Source organism: Roseateles cavernae, assembly GCF_040187885.1.
GTDB classification, from domain to species: domain Bacteria; phylum Pseudomonadota; class Gammaproteobacteria; order Burkholderiales; family Burkholderiaceae_C; genus Roseateles_E; species Roseateles_E cavernae.
Window position 1 is genome coordinate 500,416 of record NZ_JBDPLH010000003.1, and the last position, 16,550, is coordinate 516,965.

General features: G+C 66.3%; 16 protein-coding genes. 15 read left to right on the plus strand and 1 reads right to left on the minus strand.

Annotated elements, in window-relative coordinates; translation table 11 throughout:
* Positions 1 to 49: 49 nt before the first annotated feature.
* The 15 genes from acpP to nagZ all read left to right on the plus strand — a co-directional run bounded on the left by acpP (position 50) and on the right by nagZ (position 13,328).
* A complete protein-coding gene (gene acpP / locus ABGI63_RS12940; RefSeq protein WP_137943034.1) occupies positions 50 to 289 on the plus strand; it encodes an acyl carrier protein in 240 nt (79 codons plus the stop codon).
* Between the two features lie 41 nt (positions 290 to 330).
* Positions 331 to 1,575, plus strand: coding sequence for a beta-ketoacyl-ACP synthase II (fabF, locus tag ABGI63_RS12945; protein WP_349742788.1), 1,245 nt, complete (start codon positions 331 to 333; stop codon positions 1,573 to 1,575).
* 10 nt (positions 1,576 to 1,585) lie between these two features.
* Positions 1,586 to 2,038, plus strand: a complete 453-nt coding sequence (locus tag ABGI63_RS12950; RefSeq protein WP_349742789.1) for a hypothetical protein — start codon at positions 1,586 to 1,588, stop codon at positions 2,036 to 2,038.
* Positions 2,035 to 2,643, plus strand: a complete 609-nt coding sequence (gene rpoE, locus ABGI63_RS12955; RefSeq protein ID WP_349742790.1) for an RNA polymerase sigma factor RpoE — start codon at positions 2,035 to 2,037, stop codon at positions 2,641 to 2,643. Before ABGI63_RS12950 ends, rpoE begins: the two co-directional genes overlap by 4 nt.
* Positions 2,644 to 2,668: 25 nt before the next feature.
* Positions 2,669 to 3,202 carry an RseA family anti-sigma factor gene (locus tag ABGI63_RS12960; protein ID WP_349742791.1) on the plus strand — a complete coding sequence of 178 codons (534 nt, stop codon included), beginning with the start codon at positions 2,669 to 2,671 and terminating at the stop codon, positions 3,200 to 3,202.
* 123 nt (positions 3,203 to 3,325) lie between these two features.
* Positions 3,326 to 4,780, plus strand: a complete 1,455-nt coding sequence (locus ABGI63_RS12965) for a DegQ family serine endoprotease (RefSeq protein ID WP_349742792.1) — start codon at positions 3,326 to 3,328, stop codon at positions 4,778 to 4,780.
* A gap of 506 nt (positions 4,781 to 5,286) precedes the next feature.
* Positions 5,287 to 7,095 carry a translation elongation factor 4 gene (gene lepA / locus ABGI63_RS12970; RefSeq protein WP_349742793.1) on the plus strand — a complete coding sequence of 603 codons (1,809 nt, stop codon included), beginning with the start codon at positions 5,287 to 5,289 and terminating at the stop codon, positions 7,093 to 7,095.
* A gap of 24 nt (positions 7,096 to 7,119) precedes the next feature.
* Complete coding sequence (gene lepB / locus ABGI63_RS12975; RefSeq protein WP_349742794.1) at positions 7,120 to 8,094, plus strand: signal peptidase I; 975 nt, start codon at positions 7,120 to 7,122, stop codon at positions 8,092 to 8,094.
* 41 nt (positions 8,095 to 8,135) lie between these two features.
* Entirely contained in the window at positions 8,136 to 8,501 is a 366-nt protein-coding gene (locus tag ABGI63_RS12980) for a DUF4845 domain-containing protein (protein WP_349742795.1), read from the plus strand.
* Positions 8,502 to 8,515: 14 nt separating this feature from the next.
* Positions 8,516 to 9,220 (plus strand): ribonuclease III, encoded by a 705-nt coding sequence (gene rnc, locus ABGI63_RS12985; protein WP_272644675.1) that lies wholly within the window; start codon positions 8,516 to 8,518, stop codon positions 9,218 to 9,220.
* Between the two features lie 24 nt (positions 9,221 to 9,244).
* Positions 9,245 to 10,285 carry a GTPase Era gene (era, locus tag ABGI63_RS12990; protein WP_432767411.1) on the plus strand — a complete coding sequence of 347 codons (1,041 nt, stop codon included), beginning with the start codon at positions 9,245 to 9,247 and terminating at the stop codon, positions 10,283 to 10,285.
* Positions 10,285 to 11,064, plus strand: a complete 780-nt coding sequence (gene recO, locus ABGI63_RS12995) for a DNA repair protein RecO (RefSeq protein ID WP_349742796.1) — start codon at positions 10,285 to 10,287, stop codon at positions 11,062 to 11,064. Before era ends, recO begins: the two co-directional genes overlap by 1 nt.
* Positions 11,065 to 11,069: 5 nt before the next feature.
* Positions 11,070 to 11,861, plus strand: a complete 792-nt coding sequence (locus ABGI63_RS13000) for a pyridoxine 5'-phosphate synthase (RefSeq protein ID WP_349742797.1) — start codon at positions 11,070 to 11,072, stop codon at positions 11,859 to 11,861.
* Positions 11,858 to 12,253, plus strand: coding sequence for a holo-ACP synthase (acpS, locus tag ABGI63_RS13005; RefSeq protein ID WP_137943022.1), 396 nt, complete (start codon positions 11,858 to 11,860; stop codon positions 12,251 to 12,253). The genes ABGI63_RS13000 and acpS overlap by 4 nt, the downstream gene beginning before the upstream one ends.
* Positions 12,254 to 12,263: 10 nt before the next feature.
* Positions 12,264 to 13,328 carry a beta-N-acetylhexosaminidase gene (gene nagZ / locus ABGI63_RS13010; RefSeq protein WP_349742798.1) on the plus strand — a complete coding sequence of 355 codons (1,065 nt, stop codon included), beginning with the start codon at positions 12,264 to 12,266 and terminating at the stop codon, positions 13,326 to 13,328.
* 90 nt (positions 13,329 to 13,418) lie between these two features.
* Here the strand turns inward: nagZ and ABGI63_RS13015 are convergent, their stop codons facing one another.
* Positions 13,419 to 16,376: an Rne/Rng family ribonuclease gene (locus ABGI63_RS13015; protein WP_349742799.1), complete on the minus strand. Its 2,958-nt coding sequence runs from the start codon at positions 16,374 to 16,376 to the stop codon at positions 13,419 to 13,421.
* Between the last annotated feature and the right edge of the window lie 174 nt (positions 16,377 to 16,550).

The following is a 16,550-nucleotide window of genomic DNA, read 5'->3' on the forward strand; positions in this document are numbered from 1 at the left end:
AGGCCTTAGAATCCCGGGCTGTTCCTAGCAAACCCCTCCTGGAGGAGTCATGAGCGATATCGAAGCACGTGTCAAGAAAATCATCGCCGAGCAACTCGGCGTGCCTGAGTCCGATGTGTCCAACGAGAAGGCCTTTGTGGCCGACCTGGGCGCTGACTCGCTCGACACCGTGGAATTGGTGATGGCCCTCGAAGACGAGTTCGGCATCGAAATCCCCGATGAAGAAGCCGAGAAGATCACCACCGTGCAGCTGGCGATCGACTACGCCGTCAAGCACCAGAAGGCCTGAGCCTCGCGCTCTGGCATTTCCTTAACTGATCCCCGTACCGCATGAGCCGTCGTCGTGTCGTTGTTACCGGACTTGGTCTGATCAGCCCCGTGGGCAACACGGTGGCTGAAGGCTGGGCCAATATCCTGGCCGGCCAGTCCGGCATTGACCGCATCACCCGTTTCGATGCCTCGACCTTTGCCTGCCAGTTCGCTGGCGAGGTGAAGGGCTTCAATGTCGGAGACTACATCTCCAGCAAGGAAGCGCGGACGATGGACACCTTCATCCATTACGGATTGGCGGCGTCCATACAGGCGGTGCAGGACGCGGGCCTGCCCACGGGCGATCAGTTGACGGAAGAGCAGGCCGAGCGTATCGGCGTGCTGGTGGGCTCCGGTATCGGTGGCCTGCCGATGATTGAAGAGACCCACGCGGAATTGACGAATCGCGGCCCGCGCCGCATTTCGCCGTTCTTCGTGCCGGCCTCCATCATCAATATGATTTCCGGCCATGTCTCGATCAAGTTCGGCTTCCAAGGCCCGAATCTGGCGATCGTGACGGCCTGCACCACCGGCCTGCACGCCATCGGCGAGGCCGGCCGGCTGATCGAATACGGCGATGCCGACGTGATGATCGCCGGCGGTGCCGAATCTACCGTGTCGCCGCTGGGCGTCGGTGGCTTCGCCGCAGCGCGCGCGCTGTCGACCCGCAACGACGACCCGAAGACCGCGTCCCGCCCCTGGGACAAGGATAGAGACGGCTTTGTGTTGGGCGAGGGCGGCGGTGTGCTGGTGCTCGAAGAGTATGAGCATGCCAAGAAGCGCGGCGCCAAGATCTACTGCGAGCTGGCTGGCTTCGGCATGGGTGCGGACGCGTATCACATGACCGCGCCGAATGTGGACGGCCCCAAGCGCTCGATGCGGGCGGCCCTGCGCAACGCCGGACTCAACCCCGATCAGATCCAGTACATGAATGCCCACGGCACCTCGACGCCGCTGGGCGATGTGAACGAGACGAATGCCATCAAGCTGGCCTTCGGCGATCATGCCAAGCAGATGGTGATCAGCTCGACCAAGTCCATGACCGGCCATCTGCTGGGCGGGGCCGGGGGCATCGAGTCGGTGTTCACCGCCCTGGCCGTGCACAACCAGGTGGCACCGCCCACCATCAATATTTTCAACCAGGATCCCGAGTGCGACCTGGACTACTGCGCCAATGAGGCGCGGCCGATGAAGATCGACTACGCCGCGAAGAACAACTTCGGCTTCGGCGGCACCAACGGCACGCTGATCTTCAAGCGCGTCTGAGGCCGGGGCCATGCCGGCCCAGCGCCAGGCGAGCGCATTCCAGATCACCGTCGGGCCCGATCGGGCCTGGTGTGTATTGATGGCCGCGCTGGCGGTGCTGGCCGGCGGCGCCTTGCTGGCCGCGCTGATGAGCCAGTCCGGGCTGGGCTTGCCCGCCATTCCTCGGCTGGGCTGGCTCCTGTTCGGCGCGCTGCTGCTGCCCGGTGCCGGCTGGCTGGGCTGGCGATGCGGCCGCACACGACCCGCGAACTTGCGCTGGGACGCCCAGCAATGGTGGCTTGACGAGACGCCGGTGCGCCCCCGGGTGGTGATCGATCTGGGAGCCTGGCTGCTGCTGCGCCTGGCCTTGCGCTCGCGCCTGCCTTGCTACCTGCCGCTGGCGCGCACGAGTTGTGCCGCGCAATGGCCCCAGCTGCGGGCGACTCTCTACTCGGCGCGCACCGCCCCGAGTCCCGAACCATGAACGAGCCGGATCCCGACCGGCTGCTGGTCGAGCGCGTCCAGCGCGGCGACGTCGAGGCCTTCGAGATGCTGGTGCTCAAGTATCAGCGGCGCATCGAACGCCTGATCGCGCGCATGGTGCGCGATGTCGATCTGGTGGCCGATATCGCGCAGGAGACTTTTCTGCGTGCCTACCGCGCCCTGCCGGGTTTTCGGGGGGAGAGCGCCTTCTACACCTGGCTGCACCGCATCGCGGTCAATAGTGCGAAGAAAGCCCTGGTCCAGCTCCGGCGCGACCCGCTGCTCAGCGAGGCATCCCTCAAGTCGGGGGATGAGGACGAGGAAACTTTTGCCGTCGACAGCGTACTAAGTGATGGCGCAACGCCCGAGTCGCTGCTGTCCAGCAAGGAGTTGGGCGTGGCGGTGAATGCGGCCGTCGATGCGCTGCCGGACGAATTCCGGCAAGCCTTGCTGCTGCGCGAGGTCGAAGGCCTGAGCTATGACGAGATCGCGAGCCTGATGGGCTGCCCGGCGGGCACGGTCAGATCGCGCATCTACCGGGCCCGCGAGGCGGTCGCCGTGCGGCTGCGGCCGCTGCTGGGCACTCGCGAGGGCGAGCGCTGGTGAAATGAGCTTGAAGATGGAGTGTGCGATGCGAAGTTCCGAACCCCGGCCTGAGAGTCTGAGCCTGCTCGGTCCGGCCCTGTCGGCGCTGGCCGATGGCGAGGCCGATGCCGCCGAGGCCAGCGCGCTGCTGCGCGCCTGGCCCGAGCAAGGCTTGCGCGAGCAATGGCAGACCTATCAGCTGATCGGGGACAGTCTGCGCTCGGCCGAACTGGCGCATGAGATGGGCCGTGGCCAGGACCTGCTGGCCCGCTTGCGGCCGCAGCTGCTGGCCGAGCCGCGCATCGTTGCACCGCAGGCCCGGGTGCAGCGCTGGCTGGCGCCCGCGGCCGTGGCCGCCGGCTTCGTTGCCTTGGCGGCCGGCCTGACGAGCCTGCCGGTGTTTCTTCCTTCGCCACCGACCGAGGTCCTGGCGGCCGCGCCATCCGCCAGGCCAGCGCTGGTGCCGGCACCGGCCCTGTCTTTTGCTCAATCGGCCGGGCTTGCCGGCGATGCGCTGCTGATGGAGCTGCCGCCCGAGCCGGCTGTGACTAAAGACAATGGTCCCGCGCCGCAGCCATAGTGGCCTGACCCGAGTGGCCTGACAAAAGCCGCCGTCTTGCGGCAAGATCGCCAAAACCTCGACCAAGCGACCGAGCAGCGCTTGTGTCATCCTCACCCGTCCGAAAGCCCACCCTTCCTCATCATGCAAACAAGCTCTGATCCCCGTCATGCCCTGTCGCGCTGGTCTGCCGCGCTGCTGTCAGCGGCCGTCCTCTCGCTCGGCCTGGGTCTGAGCGTGGCGCCCCGGCAGGCCTTGGCGCAGGCGCGCGAGCTGCCCGACTTCGCCGAGCTGGTCGAACGCTCGGCGCCTTCGGTGGTCAATATCCGCACCTCGGAGCGCGTGCGCCGGGCGGCCGGCACGCCGGAGATGGATGAGCAGATGCTGGAGTTCCTGCGCCGCTTCGGCATCCCGCTGCCCAATCAGCGTCCCGGCACGCCGCGCGGCGGCGACGAGGACGAGCAGCCGCAGCGCCGCGGTGTCGGCTCCGGCTTCATTCTCAGTGCCGACGGCCTGGTGATGACCAATGCGCATGTGGTGGACGGCGCCGACGAGGTCTGGGTCACCTTGCCTGACAAGCGCGAGTTCAAGGCCAAGCTCATCGGCGCCGATGCACGCACCGATGTCGCGGTGGTCAAGATCGAGGCGACCGGTCTGCCGGCGGTCAAGATCGGCGATGTGAACCGGCTGCGCGTCGGCGAATGGGTGCTGGCCATAGGCTCGCCCTTTGGCTTCGACAGCACGGTGACGGCTGGCATCGTCAGCGCCAAGGCGCGCGACACCGGTGACTTCCTGCGCTTCATCCAGACCGATGTGGCCATCAACCCGGGCAATTCGGGCGGCCCCTTGCTGAATATGCGCGGCGAGGTGATAGGCATCAACTCGCAGATCTACAGCCGCTCGGGCGGCTTCATGGGCATCTCGTTCGCGATCCCGATCGACGAGGCCATCCGCGTCTCCGACCAACTGCGTAGCGCGGGCCGGGTGATACGCGGGCGTATCGGCGTGCAGCCCACCGATGTCAGCAAGGAGGTGGCCGAGGCCATCGGCCTGGGCAAACCGCAGGGTGCGCTGGTGCAGAACATCGTCGAGGACAGCCCGGCCGAGAAGGCCGGTCTGGAGGGTGGCGATGTGATCGTCAAGTTTGACGGCAAGGCGGTCGAGAAGGCCAGCGATCTGCGCCGCGTGGTCGGTGCCACCAAGCCCGGCAGCAAGGTCACGATGCAGGTGTTCCGCCGCGGTGCCTACAAGGATCTCAGCATCACGGTGGCCGAGCTGGAGGATGACAGCCCGCGCCGCGCCGCCGAGCCCAGCGCCAAGCCCACGCCGACCCTGGGGCTGACCGTGGTCGAGCTGACCGAGGCCCAGAAACGCGAGCTGAAGCTGCGCAACGGCGTGCGCGTCGAAGCGGTCGAGGGAGCGGCGGCGCGCGCCGGTTTGCGTGAGGGCGATCTGATCCTGTCTGTGGACAACACCGAGATCAGCAGTGTCAAGCAGTTCCAGGCCGTGGTCGCCAAGCTGGAGAAGGCCAAGCAGATCACCATGCTGGTGCGTCGGGGCGGCGCGGTCAACTTCGTGCTGGTCAAACCCGGTCGTTGAGCCTGCGGCCGCTGGCCCGGCGCCCGACAGCGGCGCCGGGTCTTTCCACTTGGTGGAATCGCGACAGGGCTTGCTGTGTGGACATGATGGGTTGGCGCTTGCTAACTTTTCCTGCTCGAGGCTCGATTGCGGAGCTGGTCAGATAGAATCAAGCCTTGTCCGGCGGGCTTTGTGCGCGCCGCACAATGCAAACGCGAGCTGGCTCAAACTATCCCCAGGCCATCCACAGCATCTTGTGGATAAGCTGTTGATAATTTGATGTTGGCGGACCGCAACGGCAGCAAATCCGGGGACGCCGCGGTTTTCAGCCGGGGGCTTTTGGCTACAATGAAAGCCCAACAAGCAGTTGCCATAAGTTTTGTTGGAAGGCGCGTCACCGTTTCGACGTGCCTTTTTTTTATGTCCGGCACGGCCCTCGCGGGCCTTCACATCGCTTCGCGATATGAGCCTTCCATGCAACGGCTGCGCCGTTGAAGCTTCGGCCGCTCGAGGCCGAGATTGAGTCCATGAACCACATCCGCAATTTCTCCATCATCGCCCACATCGACCACGGCAAGAGCACGCTGGCGGATCGCATCATTCAACGTTGCGGGGGGCTCTCGGACCGGGAGATGGAGGCGCAGGTGCTGGACTCGATGGACATCGAGCGCGAGCGCGGCATCACGATCAAGGCCCAGACCGCGGCGCTGCAGTACACCGCCAAGGATGGCAAGACCTACAACCTGAACCTGATCGACACGCCCGGGCATGTGGACTTCTCCTACGAGGTCAGCCGCTCGCTGTCGGCCTGCGAGGGCGCGCTGCTGGTGGTCGATGCCAGCCAGGGTGTCGAGGCACAGACCGTGGCCAACTGCTACACCGCGCTGGATCTGGGCGTCGAGGTGGTGCCGGTGCTCAACAAGATGGATCTGCCCAGCGCCGATCCCGACAACGCCAAGGCCGAGATCGAGGATGTGATCGGCATCGACGCGACCGACGCGATTCCCTGCAGCGCCAAGACCGGCATGGGCATCGACGAGATCATCGAGGCGGTGATCGCGCGCATGCCTCCGCCCAAGGGTGTGTTTGATGCGCCGCTGCGGGCAATGATCATCGACAGCTGGTACGACGCCTATGTGGGCGTCGTGATGCTGGTGCGCGTGGTCGACGGCACGCTCCGCAAGGGCGAGCGCATCCGCATGATGGCGTCGAACGCGGTCTACCCGGCCGAACACCTGGGCGTGTTCGCGCCCAAGTCCGAGAAGCGCGAGCAGCTCAACGCCGGCGAGGTGGGTTTCGTCATCGCCGGCATCAAGGAGCTGCAGGCGGCCAAGGTGGGCGACACCATCACGCTGGAAAAGAAGCTGCCGAACAACCTCGGTCCGGCCGAGCAGGCCTTGCCCGGCTTCAAGGAGATCCAGCCCCAGGTGTTTGCCGGCCTTTATCCGACCGAGGCCAGCGAGTATGACCAGCTGCGCGACGCGCTGGAGAAGCTCAAGCTCAACGACTCCTCGCTGCGCTACGAGCCTGAGGTCAGCCAGGCGCTGGGCTTTGGCTTCCGCTGCGGCTTCCTGGGCCTGCTGCATATGGAGATCGTGCAGGAGCGGCTGGAGCGCGAGTTCGACCAGGACCTGATCACCACCGCGCCCAGCGTGGTCTACGAGGTGCTGCTCAATGACGGCACGGTGATCGAGGTCGAGAACCCGTCCAAGATGCCTGACCTGGGTCTGCTGCAGGAGATTCGCGAGCCCATCGTCACCGTGCACCTGTACATGCCGCAGGACTATGTCGGCCCTGTGATGACCTTGGCCAACCAGAAGCGCGGCAACCAGATCAATATGGCCTACCACGGCCGCCAGGTCATGCTGACCTACGAGATGCCGCTGGCCGAGATCGTGCTGGACTTCTTCGACAAGCTGAAGTCGGTCTCGCGTGGCTATGCCTCGATGGACTACGAGTTCAAGGAGTACCGTGCCTCCGACGTCGTCAAGGTCGACATCCTGATCAACGGCGACAAGGTCGACGCGCTGTCCATCATCGTGCACCGGGTGCAGAGCCAGTTCCGCGGCCGCGGCGTGGCCGCCAAGATGCGCGAGCACATTCCGCGCCAGATGTATGACGTGGTGATCCAGGCGGCCATCGGCTCCAACATCATCGCCCGCGAGAACATCAAGGCGATGCGCAAGAACGTGCTGGCAAAATGCTACGGCGGCGACATCAGCCGCAAACGCAAGCTGCTCGAAAAGCAGAAGGCCGGCAAGAAGCGCATGAAGCAGATCGGCTCGGTCGAGGTGCCGCAAGAAGCCTTCCTGGCCATTCTCCAAGTTGAAGACTGATTAATTAGAAGCGACCGACGATCAATGAGTGCTCTGACCGGAATTCTCTATGCCGCCCTGATCGCCTATCTGGGCGGCTGGTACACCGGCTACTGGAGCGGCAACTTCGCGCTGCTGCTCTTCATCCTGACCAGCGTGACGATGGCCTATTGGCTGGCCGAGCGCTTCCATTTCCAGCCCGCGCGCGAGCGTGCGGCGGCCCAGCTGCTGGAGGCCGACGCGCAGCGCCGCGAGAAGCTGGCCGGCCAGGGCATCACCCGGGTCGACAGCGATGTCAGCAGCGCGCGCGAGGCCGTGCTGCGCCAGCCCTGGTGGCTGGACTGGACCGCCGGCCTGTTCCCGGTGATCCTGATGGTGTTCCTGCTGCGCTCCTTCCTGTTCGAGCCCTTCAAGATCCCGTCCGGCTCGATGGTGCCGACCCTGCTGGTGGGTGACCTGATCCTGGTCAACAAGTTCCATTACGGCGTGCGCCTGCCGGTGCTGAACAAGAAGATCATCGCCAACAACGACGTGAAGCGCGGCGATGTGATGGTGTTCCGCTACCCCGAGGACACCAGCCTGGACTTCATCAAGCGCGTCGCCGCCATCCCTGGCGACGAGGTCAGCTACCTGAACCAGAAGCTCTATATCAACGGCCAACTGGCCCCGGTCCAGCCCCAGGGCGACTACTACGACGAGGACAGCCTGGCCTATCGCGCGCGCTTCATGGAGAAGCTCGGCGACAAGGAGCACCAGATCCTGGTTGACCCGAAGCGCTCGCCGCTGTTCCGGGCCGACCGCCGCGATGGTCCGTTCCCGTTCCAGGACAATTGCAAGTACAGCCCCGAGGGCGTGACTTGCAAGGTGCCGGCCGGCCACTACTACGTGCTGGGCGACAACCGCGACAACTCGCGCGATTCGCGCTTCTGGGGCTTTGTGCCGGACGAGAACATCGTCGGCAAGGCCTTTGTGGTTTGGATGAATTTCGGTAACCTCAAGCGCGTCGGTACCTCGTTCTGAGGCGCTGCGGCTTGAACCACAACGACAAGGGAAGAAGATCGATGCGCCAGCCAGCCACAAGAAATCAGCAACGCGGTATCAGCCTGTTCGGCCTCTTGTTCTGGGGCGTGTTGATCGCTTGCACGGCCGTGGTCGGCATGCGGGTGTTTCCCAGCGTGCTCGAGTACTACACGATACAGGGCGTGATCACCCGCATTGCCAAGGGCAATCCGGCCACCGTGCCGGCGGTGCGCCAGGAGTTTGACCGCGTCAAGCAGGTCGAGTATTCGATCGTCAGCATCAGTGGCTCGGACCTGGTGGTCAGCAAGGACAATGACCGGGTGCAGATCTCCTTCTCCTACGAGAAGGAGATCGAACTGGCCGGCCCTGCCTTCCTGCTGCTGAAGTACCAGGGCCAGTCGAAGTAAGCCAGAGCTCGCGCATGAATCCGACCCACCAGTCATTGCAGCAACGCCTGGGCTACCACTTCGCCGAAGTCGGTCTGCTCGCACGCGCGCTGACGCATCGCAGCTTTGGCGCCGACCATAACGAACGCCTGGAGTTCCTCGGCGACGCGGTGCTGAGCCTGGCCGTTTCCAGCCTGCTGTACGAGCGATTCGCCGGTTCGGACGAGGGCGATCTGACTCGCGTGCGCGCGCACCTGGTGCGCGAGGACAGCCTGCACAAGCTGGCCGTCCAGCTGGGGCTGCCGGCAGTGCTGCGCATGTCCGAGGGCGAGGCCAAGGGAGGCGGCGCGCAGCGCCCGTCGATCCTGGCCGATGCGCTGGAAGCGGTGATCGGCGCGGCCTTTGTCGATGGCGGCTATCCGGCCGCGCTGGAGGTGGTGCGTGGCCTGTTTGGCGAGCTGATCGCGAACTCGGGCACCGACAACTGGGGCAAGGACGCGAAGACCGCCTTGCAGGAGTGGCTGCAGGCGCGCCGCCTGGCCGTGCCGACCTACCGCATCACCGAAACCCGCGGCCAGGCCCATGCCCAGACCTTCGAGGTCGAGTGCGCAGTGCCCGCACTGAGCCTGGCCAAGCGTGGCGAAGGGCGTTCGCGCCGCGCCGCCGAACAAGATGCCGCCCGTCGACTGCTCGACGAACTGATTGCCCGCGACAAGCCAGGCTCTGGCTTGCGCGACTAAGGAGCGGCCTCGCGCCGACACCCCATGACCGACAACACCACGCCCCCGGACGACTCCGCGTCCGAGGGCAAGCCGCCTGCGACCGGCTACACCCTCCCGCCGATACCGGCCGCCGGCTCGGGCGCGACCTCGCTGTCCACCGATGCCGCCCCCAAGCCTAGCGGTGGCAAGATGCCCGACGGCACGGCCCAGCGCTGCGGCCTGATCGCCATCGTCGGCCGCCCCAATGTCGGCAAGTCCACCCTGCTGAATGCGCTGGTGGGTCAGAAGGTCAGCATCACCTCCAACAAGGCCCAGACCACGCGCCACCGCATCACCGGCGTGCGCACGGTCGAGGAGGCCCAGTTCGTCTTTGTCGACACGCCCGGTTTCCAGACCAAGCACAACGCCGCGCTGAACCGCAATCTGAACCGCACCGTGCACGGTGTGCTGTCCGATGTGGACCTGGTGCTGTTCGTCGTCGAGGCCGGCCGTTTCGGCCTGGACGATGCCAAGGTGCTGTCCCTGCTGCCCGAGGACAAGCCGGTCGTGCTGATCGCCAACAAGCTCGACGCCGTGCACCGCCGCGCCGAACTCGCGCCCTGGCTCAAGAGCATGCAGGAGCGCCGCAACTTCAGCGAGTTCATCCCGATCTCGGCCAAGAAGCAAAGCGATGTGCAACGTCTGTTCAAGATCCTCAAGCCCTATCTGCCCGAGCAGGAATGGTTCTACGACGAGGACGCGCTGACCGACCGCTCGGAGAAGTTCCTGGCCAGCGAGATCATCCGCGAGAAGCTGTTCCGCCTGACCGGCGACGAACTGCCCTACACCTCGACCGTGGTGATCGACAAATGGGAAGACGAGGGCGCGCTGCGCCGCATCTCGGCCTCCATCGTTGTCGAGCGCGATGCCCACAAAGGCATGGTGATCGGCCAGGGCGGCGAGCTGCTCAAGCGCATCGGCTCCGAATCGCGCCAGGAGCTCGAGCACCTGATGGAGGGCCGTGTCTTCCTGGAGCTGTGGGTCAAGGTGCGCTCGGGCTGGGCCGATAGCGAAGAGCATCTGCGCTCCTACGGCTACGAGTAATGCCTCCCCGAGGCCCGCGCGTTCCGGCCGTCCAGCAGGCCTTCGTCCTGCACCATTACGACTGGAGCGAAACCAGCCTGGTGCTGGACCTCTTCACCCGTGAGCAAGGCCGGCTGGCCGTGGTGGCCAAGGGTGCCAAGCGCCCCTATTCGCAGCTGCGCGCCGTGCTGCTGCCCTTCCAGCGCATCCAGGTCAGCCTGTCCAAGCCGGCCAAGGGCACCGAGGGCGCGGCCGAGGTCGTGACCCTGCGCGGTGCCGAGTGGGCCGGCGGCGCGACGATGCCGGCCGGCGCGGCACTGTTCTCCGGCTACTACCTCAACGAGCTGCTGCTGAAACTGCTGGCCCGCCAGGACCCGCATCCGGCGCTGTTCGATGCCTATGCCCAGACCCTGCCGCAGCTGCATGCCCGCGAGGATGCGCAGTCGCAGGCGGCCTTGCGTGCCTTCGAGCTGCGCCTGCTGATGGAGCTGGGCCTGTTGCCGGACCTGAGCCTGTCCAGCCTCACGCAGGCGCCACTGGACCTGCAGCGGCATTACATGTTGTCGCCCGAGTCCGGCGTGGTCGTGCCCGCAGCCGATTCGGCGAGCTTCACCGGCGCCACCCTGGTCCAGCTGCAGGCGGCGCTGCTGCACGGCAGCATGGCCGCGCTGCAGCAGTCCTGTGCGCCGGTCTTGCCGGCGCTCAAGACCGGGCTGCGTGCCTTGCTTCACTATCATCTGGGTCACAAACCCCTGCGCACGCGCCAGGTCATGCTGGACGTGCAGAAACTGCTGGATTGAAGACGATGAACCCTTTGGTTGCTCCCGAATCCTCTTCGCACCACGCTGCGCGCTGCGCGCTGTCGGTCAATGTCAACAAGGTGGCCTTGCTGCGCAACACCCGGCACTTGGGGCTCCCCAGCGTCACGCGCGCGGCCGAGCTGTGCCTGCTGGCCGGTGCCCAGGGCATCACGGTGCATCCGCGGCCCGATGGCCGCCATATCCGAACCGCTGATGTGCACGAGCTGGCCGAGCTGCTCAAGACCTGGCCCCAGGCCGAGTACAACATCGAGGGCAATCCGACCCAGAATCTGATGGACTTCGTGCGCCAGCTGCGTCCGCATCAGGTCACCTTCGTGCCCGACAGCGAGGACCAGTTCACCTCGGACCATGGCTGGAGCCTGCCCGCCGATATGGCGCGGCTGCGCCCGCTGATCGATGAGTGCAAGAGCCTGGGCGTGCGCGTCAGCCTCTTCATGGATCCGAGTCCCGAGGCCATGCCGTTGGTGGCCGAGCTGGGCGCCGAGCGCATCGAGCTCTATACCGAGACCTATGCCAGCGCCTTTGGCACCGAACGCCAGGCCGCCGTGCTGGCCGGGTTCACGCGCACGGCCGAGGCCGCGCTGGCCGTGGGCCTTGGCATCAACGCGGGCCACGACCTGAGCCGCGACAACCTGACGAGCTTCCTGCGCGCCGTGCCCGGCGTGCAGGAGGTATCGATCGGCCACGCGCTGATCGCCGATGCGCTGGAGCTGGGCTATACCGAAACCGTGCGCGACTACCAGCGCGCGATCCAGAAGGCCTACGCCTCCTCATGATTTACGGCATCGGTACCGACATCTGCGACATCCGCCGCATCCGCGACACCCTGGCCCGGCGCGGCGAGCGCTTTGCCGAGAAGGTGCTGGGCCCGCATGAGATGGCGGTGTTTCGGGAACGCCGCGCCAAGGTCGAGGCGCGCGGGGTGGCCTACCTGGCCACCCGCTTCTCGGCCAAGGAAGCCTTCTCCAAGGCCATCGGGATGGGCATGCGCATGCCGATGACCTGGCGCGCCTGCGAGATCGTCAAGGCTGCGAGTGGCAAGCCCGAGATCCGCCTGCATGGCGAGCTGGCTGCGTGGTTCGAGGCCAAGGGCCTCAAAGCCCATGTGACCGTCACCGACGAGACCGAATACGCGGCCGCCTTCGTGGTGGTCGAAACCAAAGAGTGAAGACCTGACGATGAACGAAATGCATGCTCCCGTGGTGCTGGATGTGGCCGGCCTGAGCCTGGACGCCAACGACCGCCGCCGCCTGGCCCATCCGCTGGTCGGTGGCCTGATCCTGTTTGGCCGCAATTTCGAGAGCCGCGCTCAGCTGACCTCGCTGTGCGCCGAGATCAAGGCCATCCGCCCCGATGTGCTGATCGCGGTCGACCATGAAGGCGGCCGGGTGCAGCGCTTCAAGACCGATGGCTTCACCCAGCTGGCGGCCATGCGCACACTCGGCGAGCTGTGGATGACGGACGCCTTGCGTGCTACCGACGCGGCCACGGCCACCGGCTTTGTGCTGGCCGCCGAGTTGCGCGCCTGTGGCGTCGACTTCAGCTTCACGCCGGTGCTGGACCTCGATTACGGTGAGAGCAGTGTGATCGGCGAGCGCAGCTTCCACCGCGACCCGCGCGTTGTCAGCCTCTTGGCCAAGAGCCTGATGCAAGGCCTGCTGCTGGCCGGCATGAGCAGCTGCGGCAAGCATTTCCCCGGCCATGGTTTCGTGAAGGCCGACAGCCATGTGGCGATTCCCGTGGACAAGCGCAGCCTCAAGGCCATCCTGGCCGAGGACGCGAAGCCCTATGAATGGCTGGGCCTGAGCCTGTCGGCGGTGATGCCGGCCCATGTGATCTATCCCAAGGTCGATGCGCGTCCGGCCGGCTTCAGCCCGCGCTGGCTGCAAGAGATCCTGCGCGAGCGCCTGGGCTTTGGCGGTGCGATCTTCAGCGACGACCTGGGCATGGCCGGCGCCCGCGTGATCGAAGGCCGCCCGGTCGGCTTCACCGAGGCGGCACTGGCCGCGCTGACGGCCGGCTGCGATCTGGTGCTCTTGTGCAACCAGTCGAATGTGGGCCAGGGTGAGGCCATCGACGAGTTGCTGGAGGGCCTGACGGCCGCCCAGGCCCAGGGCCAATGGACGCCCGAGCCCGATAGCGAATCGCGCCGCCTGGACCTGCTGCCGCAGACCGTGCCGCTGACCTGGGACGAGCTGATGCGCAACCCGCGCTATCTGGCGGCGGTCGAGCGCCTGGCCTGATCCACACCCAGCTCCAATGAAAAACGCCGCCCCGGGGCAACCCGGCGCGGCGTTTCTTTATGTTGGGTGGCCCGCAGGCCACCCTGGCTTTCAGTGCTCGAACGGCAGCTTGGTCTGGCTCAGATCCTTGCGGGTCTCGACCAGCACCAGCGGGCCTTCATCGACCACGACCACCGGTTTGGGTTCGCGCGGCACATGCACCGGCTTGGGCTCGGCGGCGATGGCGGCTTGCACGGCGCGGATCTTGTCGGCGTCGGAGTTCACCCATTGCAGGCCGGCGGTCTCGGCGATGTTCTGCAGATCACCGATGGCCAGCTCGAAAGCGGGCACGACGGGCACTGCCGGGGCAGCGACCGGCGCGGCGACTGCGGCCACAGCGACCGGCGCAGCGACTGGCGCTGCAGCGGGCGCGGCAGCGGTCACGGGCTCGACCGGGGCCGGCGTTGCGTCGACAACAGGCGCGTCGGCCGGCGCTGCGGCCTGCTCATCGGCCGGCAGGTCGTCACGGCGCTCGCGGCGATAACGATCACGGCTGCGACGACGGCGTCCTTCGCCACCTTCGGCTTCCTCGCCGGCGGGCGGCGGGGTGTCGCCCGCTGCGGCGTCGGCAAGCCCTTCGACCACAGCCTCGGCCACCGGTTCGGCCGGCGTTTCGACGCCCGCCACGTCCTCACCATTGACGCCACGGCTGTCGTCGCGATCGCGCCCGCCACGGCGGCGGCGGCGGCGGCCCGGGCGCTCGTCATTGCCCGCCTCATCACCGGCGGTCTGCTCGGCCACCGGCAGCAGCGCTGCCGCTTGTTCGGGCATGTCCAGGCTGGCTTGCAGCGGCGCTGTGTTCAGCTCCTCAGCCTTCTCGACCACACGCTCGCCGCGTTCCTGGCGCTCGCCACGCTCACCACGCGGGCGGCGGTTGCCTTCGGCACCCCGTTCGCCACGCTCGCCACGTTCGGCGCGCTCTGGGCGCTCACCACGTTCCGGGCGCTCGCCGCGCTCGGGACGCTCTGCACGTTCCGGACGGGTGGCCTCGGCCCCCTCCGCCGGCTTGTCGGCACGCGGCTCGTTGCGGCGGCGGCTGTCGCCACGATTGCCTTCACGACTCTCGCGCGGCTCGTTGCGGCCACCGCCTTCGCGCTTGCCCTCACGACCACCTTCGCTCTTGGCGCCACGCTCACCCCGGTCGCCACGATCACCGCCACGGCGACGACCGTCACGGCCCTCGCGGCCACCTTCGCGACCTTCACGCGGCTTGCGCTCGCCGCCCTCGGCGGCGGGCTTGGTCTCGGTCTTGGCCGGCGTCGGTGCCACCGGCTCGGCGCCGCCGAACAGCTTCTTGATCCAGCCGAAGAAACCGCCGCCAGCATCGGCAGCGGCCACCGGGGCCGCTGCCACCGGTGCGGCTACCTTGACCGGCTCGGGCTTGGGTGCGGCCACCGGGGCCGGCTGCTCGGGCAGGATGCCCTTGATGACCGGCTCCTGCTTGTTCTTCTTGTCACCCGCGTCGCGGCGGGTGATGCCCACCTCGTCGGTGGCTTCCTCGATCATCGTGTAGCTGGCCTGCAGATTCTCCAGACGCGGGTCGTCGTGGCGCAGGCGCTCCAGCTTGTAGTTGGGCGTGTCGAGGTGCTTGTTGGGCACCAGCAGCACGGTGACGCGCTGCTTCAGCTCGATCTTGGTGATCTCGGTGCGCTTCTCGTTCAGCAGGAAGGAGGTCACTTCCACCGGCACCTGCACATGGACGGCGGCGGTGTTGTCCTTCATCGACTCTTCCTGGACCATGCGCAGGATCTGCAGCGCGCTGGACTCGGTGTCGCGGATGTGGCCGGTGCCGTTGCAACGCGGGCAGGTGATGTGGCTGCCTTCGCTCAACGCCGGGCGCAGGCGCTGGCGGCTCAGTTCCAGCAGGCCGAACTTGCTGATCGAGCTGAACTGCACGCGGGCGCGGTCCTGGCGCAGCGCGTCGCGCAGGCGTTGTTCGACCTCGCGGCGGTTCTTCGACTCTTCCATGTCGATGAAGTCGACCACGATCAGGCCGCCCAGGTCACGCAGACGCATCTGGCGCGCGATCTCGTCGGCTGCTTCCAGATTGGTGCGGGTGGCGGTTTCCTCGATGTCGCCGCCGCGGGTGGCGCGGGCCGAGTTGACGTCCACCGAGACCAGGGCCTCGGTGTGGTCGATCACGATGGCGCCGCCCGAGGGCAGGTTGACCGTGCGGCTGAAGGCGGTTTCGATCTGGTGTTCGATCTGGAAGCGGCTGAACAGCGGCGCGTCGTCGCGGTAGCGCTTCACGCGATGGCCCTGGTCGGGCATCACGTGGTTCATGAACTGCTGGGCCTGGTCGTACAGGTCGTCGGTGTCGATCAGGATCTCACCGATATCGGCGGTGAAGTAGTCGCGGATCGCGCGGATAACCAGGCTGGATTCCTGGTAGATCAGGAAGGCGCCCTTGCCGCCCTTGGAGGCGTCGTCGATCGCGCTCCACAGCTTCAGCATGTAGTTCAGGTCCCACTGCAGCTCGGCAGCCGAGCGGCCGATGCCGGCGGTGCGGGCGATCAGGCTCATGCCCTTGGGGTACTCGAGCTGGTCGAGGTTTTCCTTCAGCTCTTCGCGGTCTTCGCCCTCGATGCGACGGCTGACGCCGCCGCCGCGCGGGTTGTTGGGCATCAGCACCAGGTAGCGGCCGGCCAGCGAGACAAAGGTGGTCAGCGCCGCGCCCTTGTTGCCGCGCTCTTCCTTCTCGACCTGGACCAGCAGCTGGTCGCCTTCGCGGATCGCGTCCTGGATCTTGGCGGCGCGCACATCGGTGCCGTCGCGGAAGTACTGGCGCGAGATTTCCTTGAAGGGCAGGAAACCATGGCGGTCTTCGCCGTAGTCGACGAAGCAGGCTTCGAGCGAAGGCTCGACCCGCGTCACCACGGCCATATAGATATTGCCCTTGCGCTGCTCGCGGCCCTCGATTTCGGTCTCGAAGTCCAGCAGTTTCTGGCCATCAACGATCGCGAGGCGCCGCTCTTCCGGCTGCGTCGCATTGATCAGCATGCGTTTCATGTCGTCACTCCTGGCGCGTTCCTGGTCTTTGGAGGACCTTCAAACGCGCAGCATCATCCACGTCGCCCCTGACCCTGTCAGTGGGCGACTCTTCGATGCACGTACAAACGTGGAGGAACCGAGGAAGGAATCGCCCTGGACTGCTGGTGATCGTGAGCGATCAAACCAGCAGCG

Excerpts from the sequence above, each read along its gene's own strand:
- lepB (WP_349742794.1), top strand. The coding sequence starts at position 7,120 with ATGAGTGCTCTGACCGGAATTCTCTATGCCGCCCTGATCGCCTATCTG.
- ABGI63_RS12965 (WP_349742792.1), top strand. The coding sequence starts at position 3,326 with ATGCAAACAAGCTCTGATCCCCGTCATGCCCTGTCGCGCTGGTCTGCC.
- rpoE (WP_349742790.1), top strand. The coding sequence starts at position 2,035 with ATGAACGAGCCGGATCCCGACCGGCTGCTGGTCGAGCGCGTCCAGCGC.
- acpS (WP_137943022.1), top strand. The coding sequence starts at position 11,858 with ATGATTTACGGCATCGGTACCGACATCTGCGACATCCGCCGCATCCGC.
- fabF (WP_349742788.1), top strand. The coding sequence starts at position 331 with ATGAGCCGTCGTCGTGTCGTTGTTACCGGACTTGGTCTGATCAGCCCC.
- ABGI63_RS13015 (WP_349742799.1), bottom strand. The coding sequence starts at position 16,376 with ATGAAACGCATGCTGATCAATGCGACGCAGCCGGAAGAGCGGCGCCTC.
- era (WP_432767411.1), top strand. The coding sequence starts at position 9,245 with ATGACCGACAACACCACGCCCCCGGACGACTCCGCGTCCGAGGGCAAG.
- ABGI63_RS12960 (WP_349742791.1), top strand. The coding sequence starts at position 2,669 with ATGCGAAGTTCCGAACCCCGGCCTGAGAGTCTGAGCCTGCTCGGTCCG.
- lepA (WP_349742793.1), top strand. The coding sequence starts at position 5,287 with ATGAACCACATCCGCAATTTCTCCATCATCGCCCACATCGACCACGGC.
- ABGI63_RS12980 (WP_349742795.1), top strand. The coding sequence starts at position 8,136 with ATGCGCCAGCCAGCCACAAGAAATCAGCAACGCGGTATCAGCCTGTTC.
- rnc (WP_272644675.1), top strand. The coding sequence starts at position 8,516 with ATGAATCCGACCCACCAGTCATTGCAGCAACGCCTGGGCTACCACTTC.
- ABGI63_RS12950 (WP_349742789.1), top strand. The coding sequence starts at position 1,586 with ATGCCGGCCCAGCGCCAGGCGAGCGCATTCCAGATCACCGTCGGGCCC.
- ABGI63_RS13000 (WP_349742797.1), top strand. The coding sequence starts at position 11,070 with ATGAACCCTTTGGTTGCTCCCGAATCCTCTTCGCACCACGCTGCGCGC.
- acpP (WP_137943034.1), top strand. The coding sequence starts at position 50 with ATGAGCGATATCGAAGCACGTGTCAAGAAAATCATCGCCGAGCAACTC.
- nagZ (WP_349742798.1), top strand. The coding sequence starts at position 12,264 with ATGAACGAAATGCATGCTCCCGTGGTGCTGGATGTGGCCGGCCTGAGC.
- recO (WP_349742796.1), top strand. The coding sequence starts at position 10,285 with ATGCCTCCCCGAGGCCCGCGCGTTCCGGCCGTCCAGCAGGCCTTCGTC.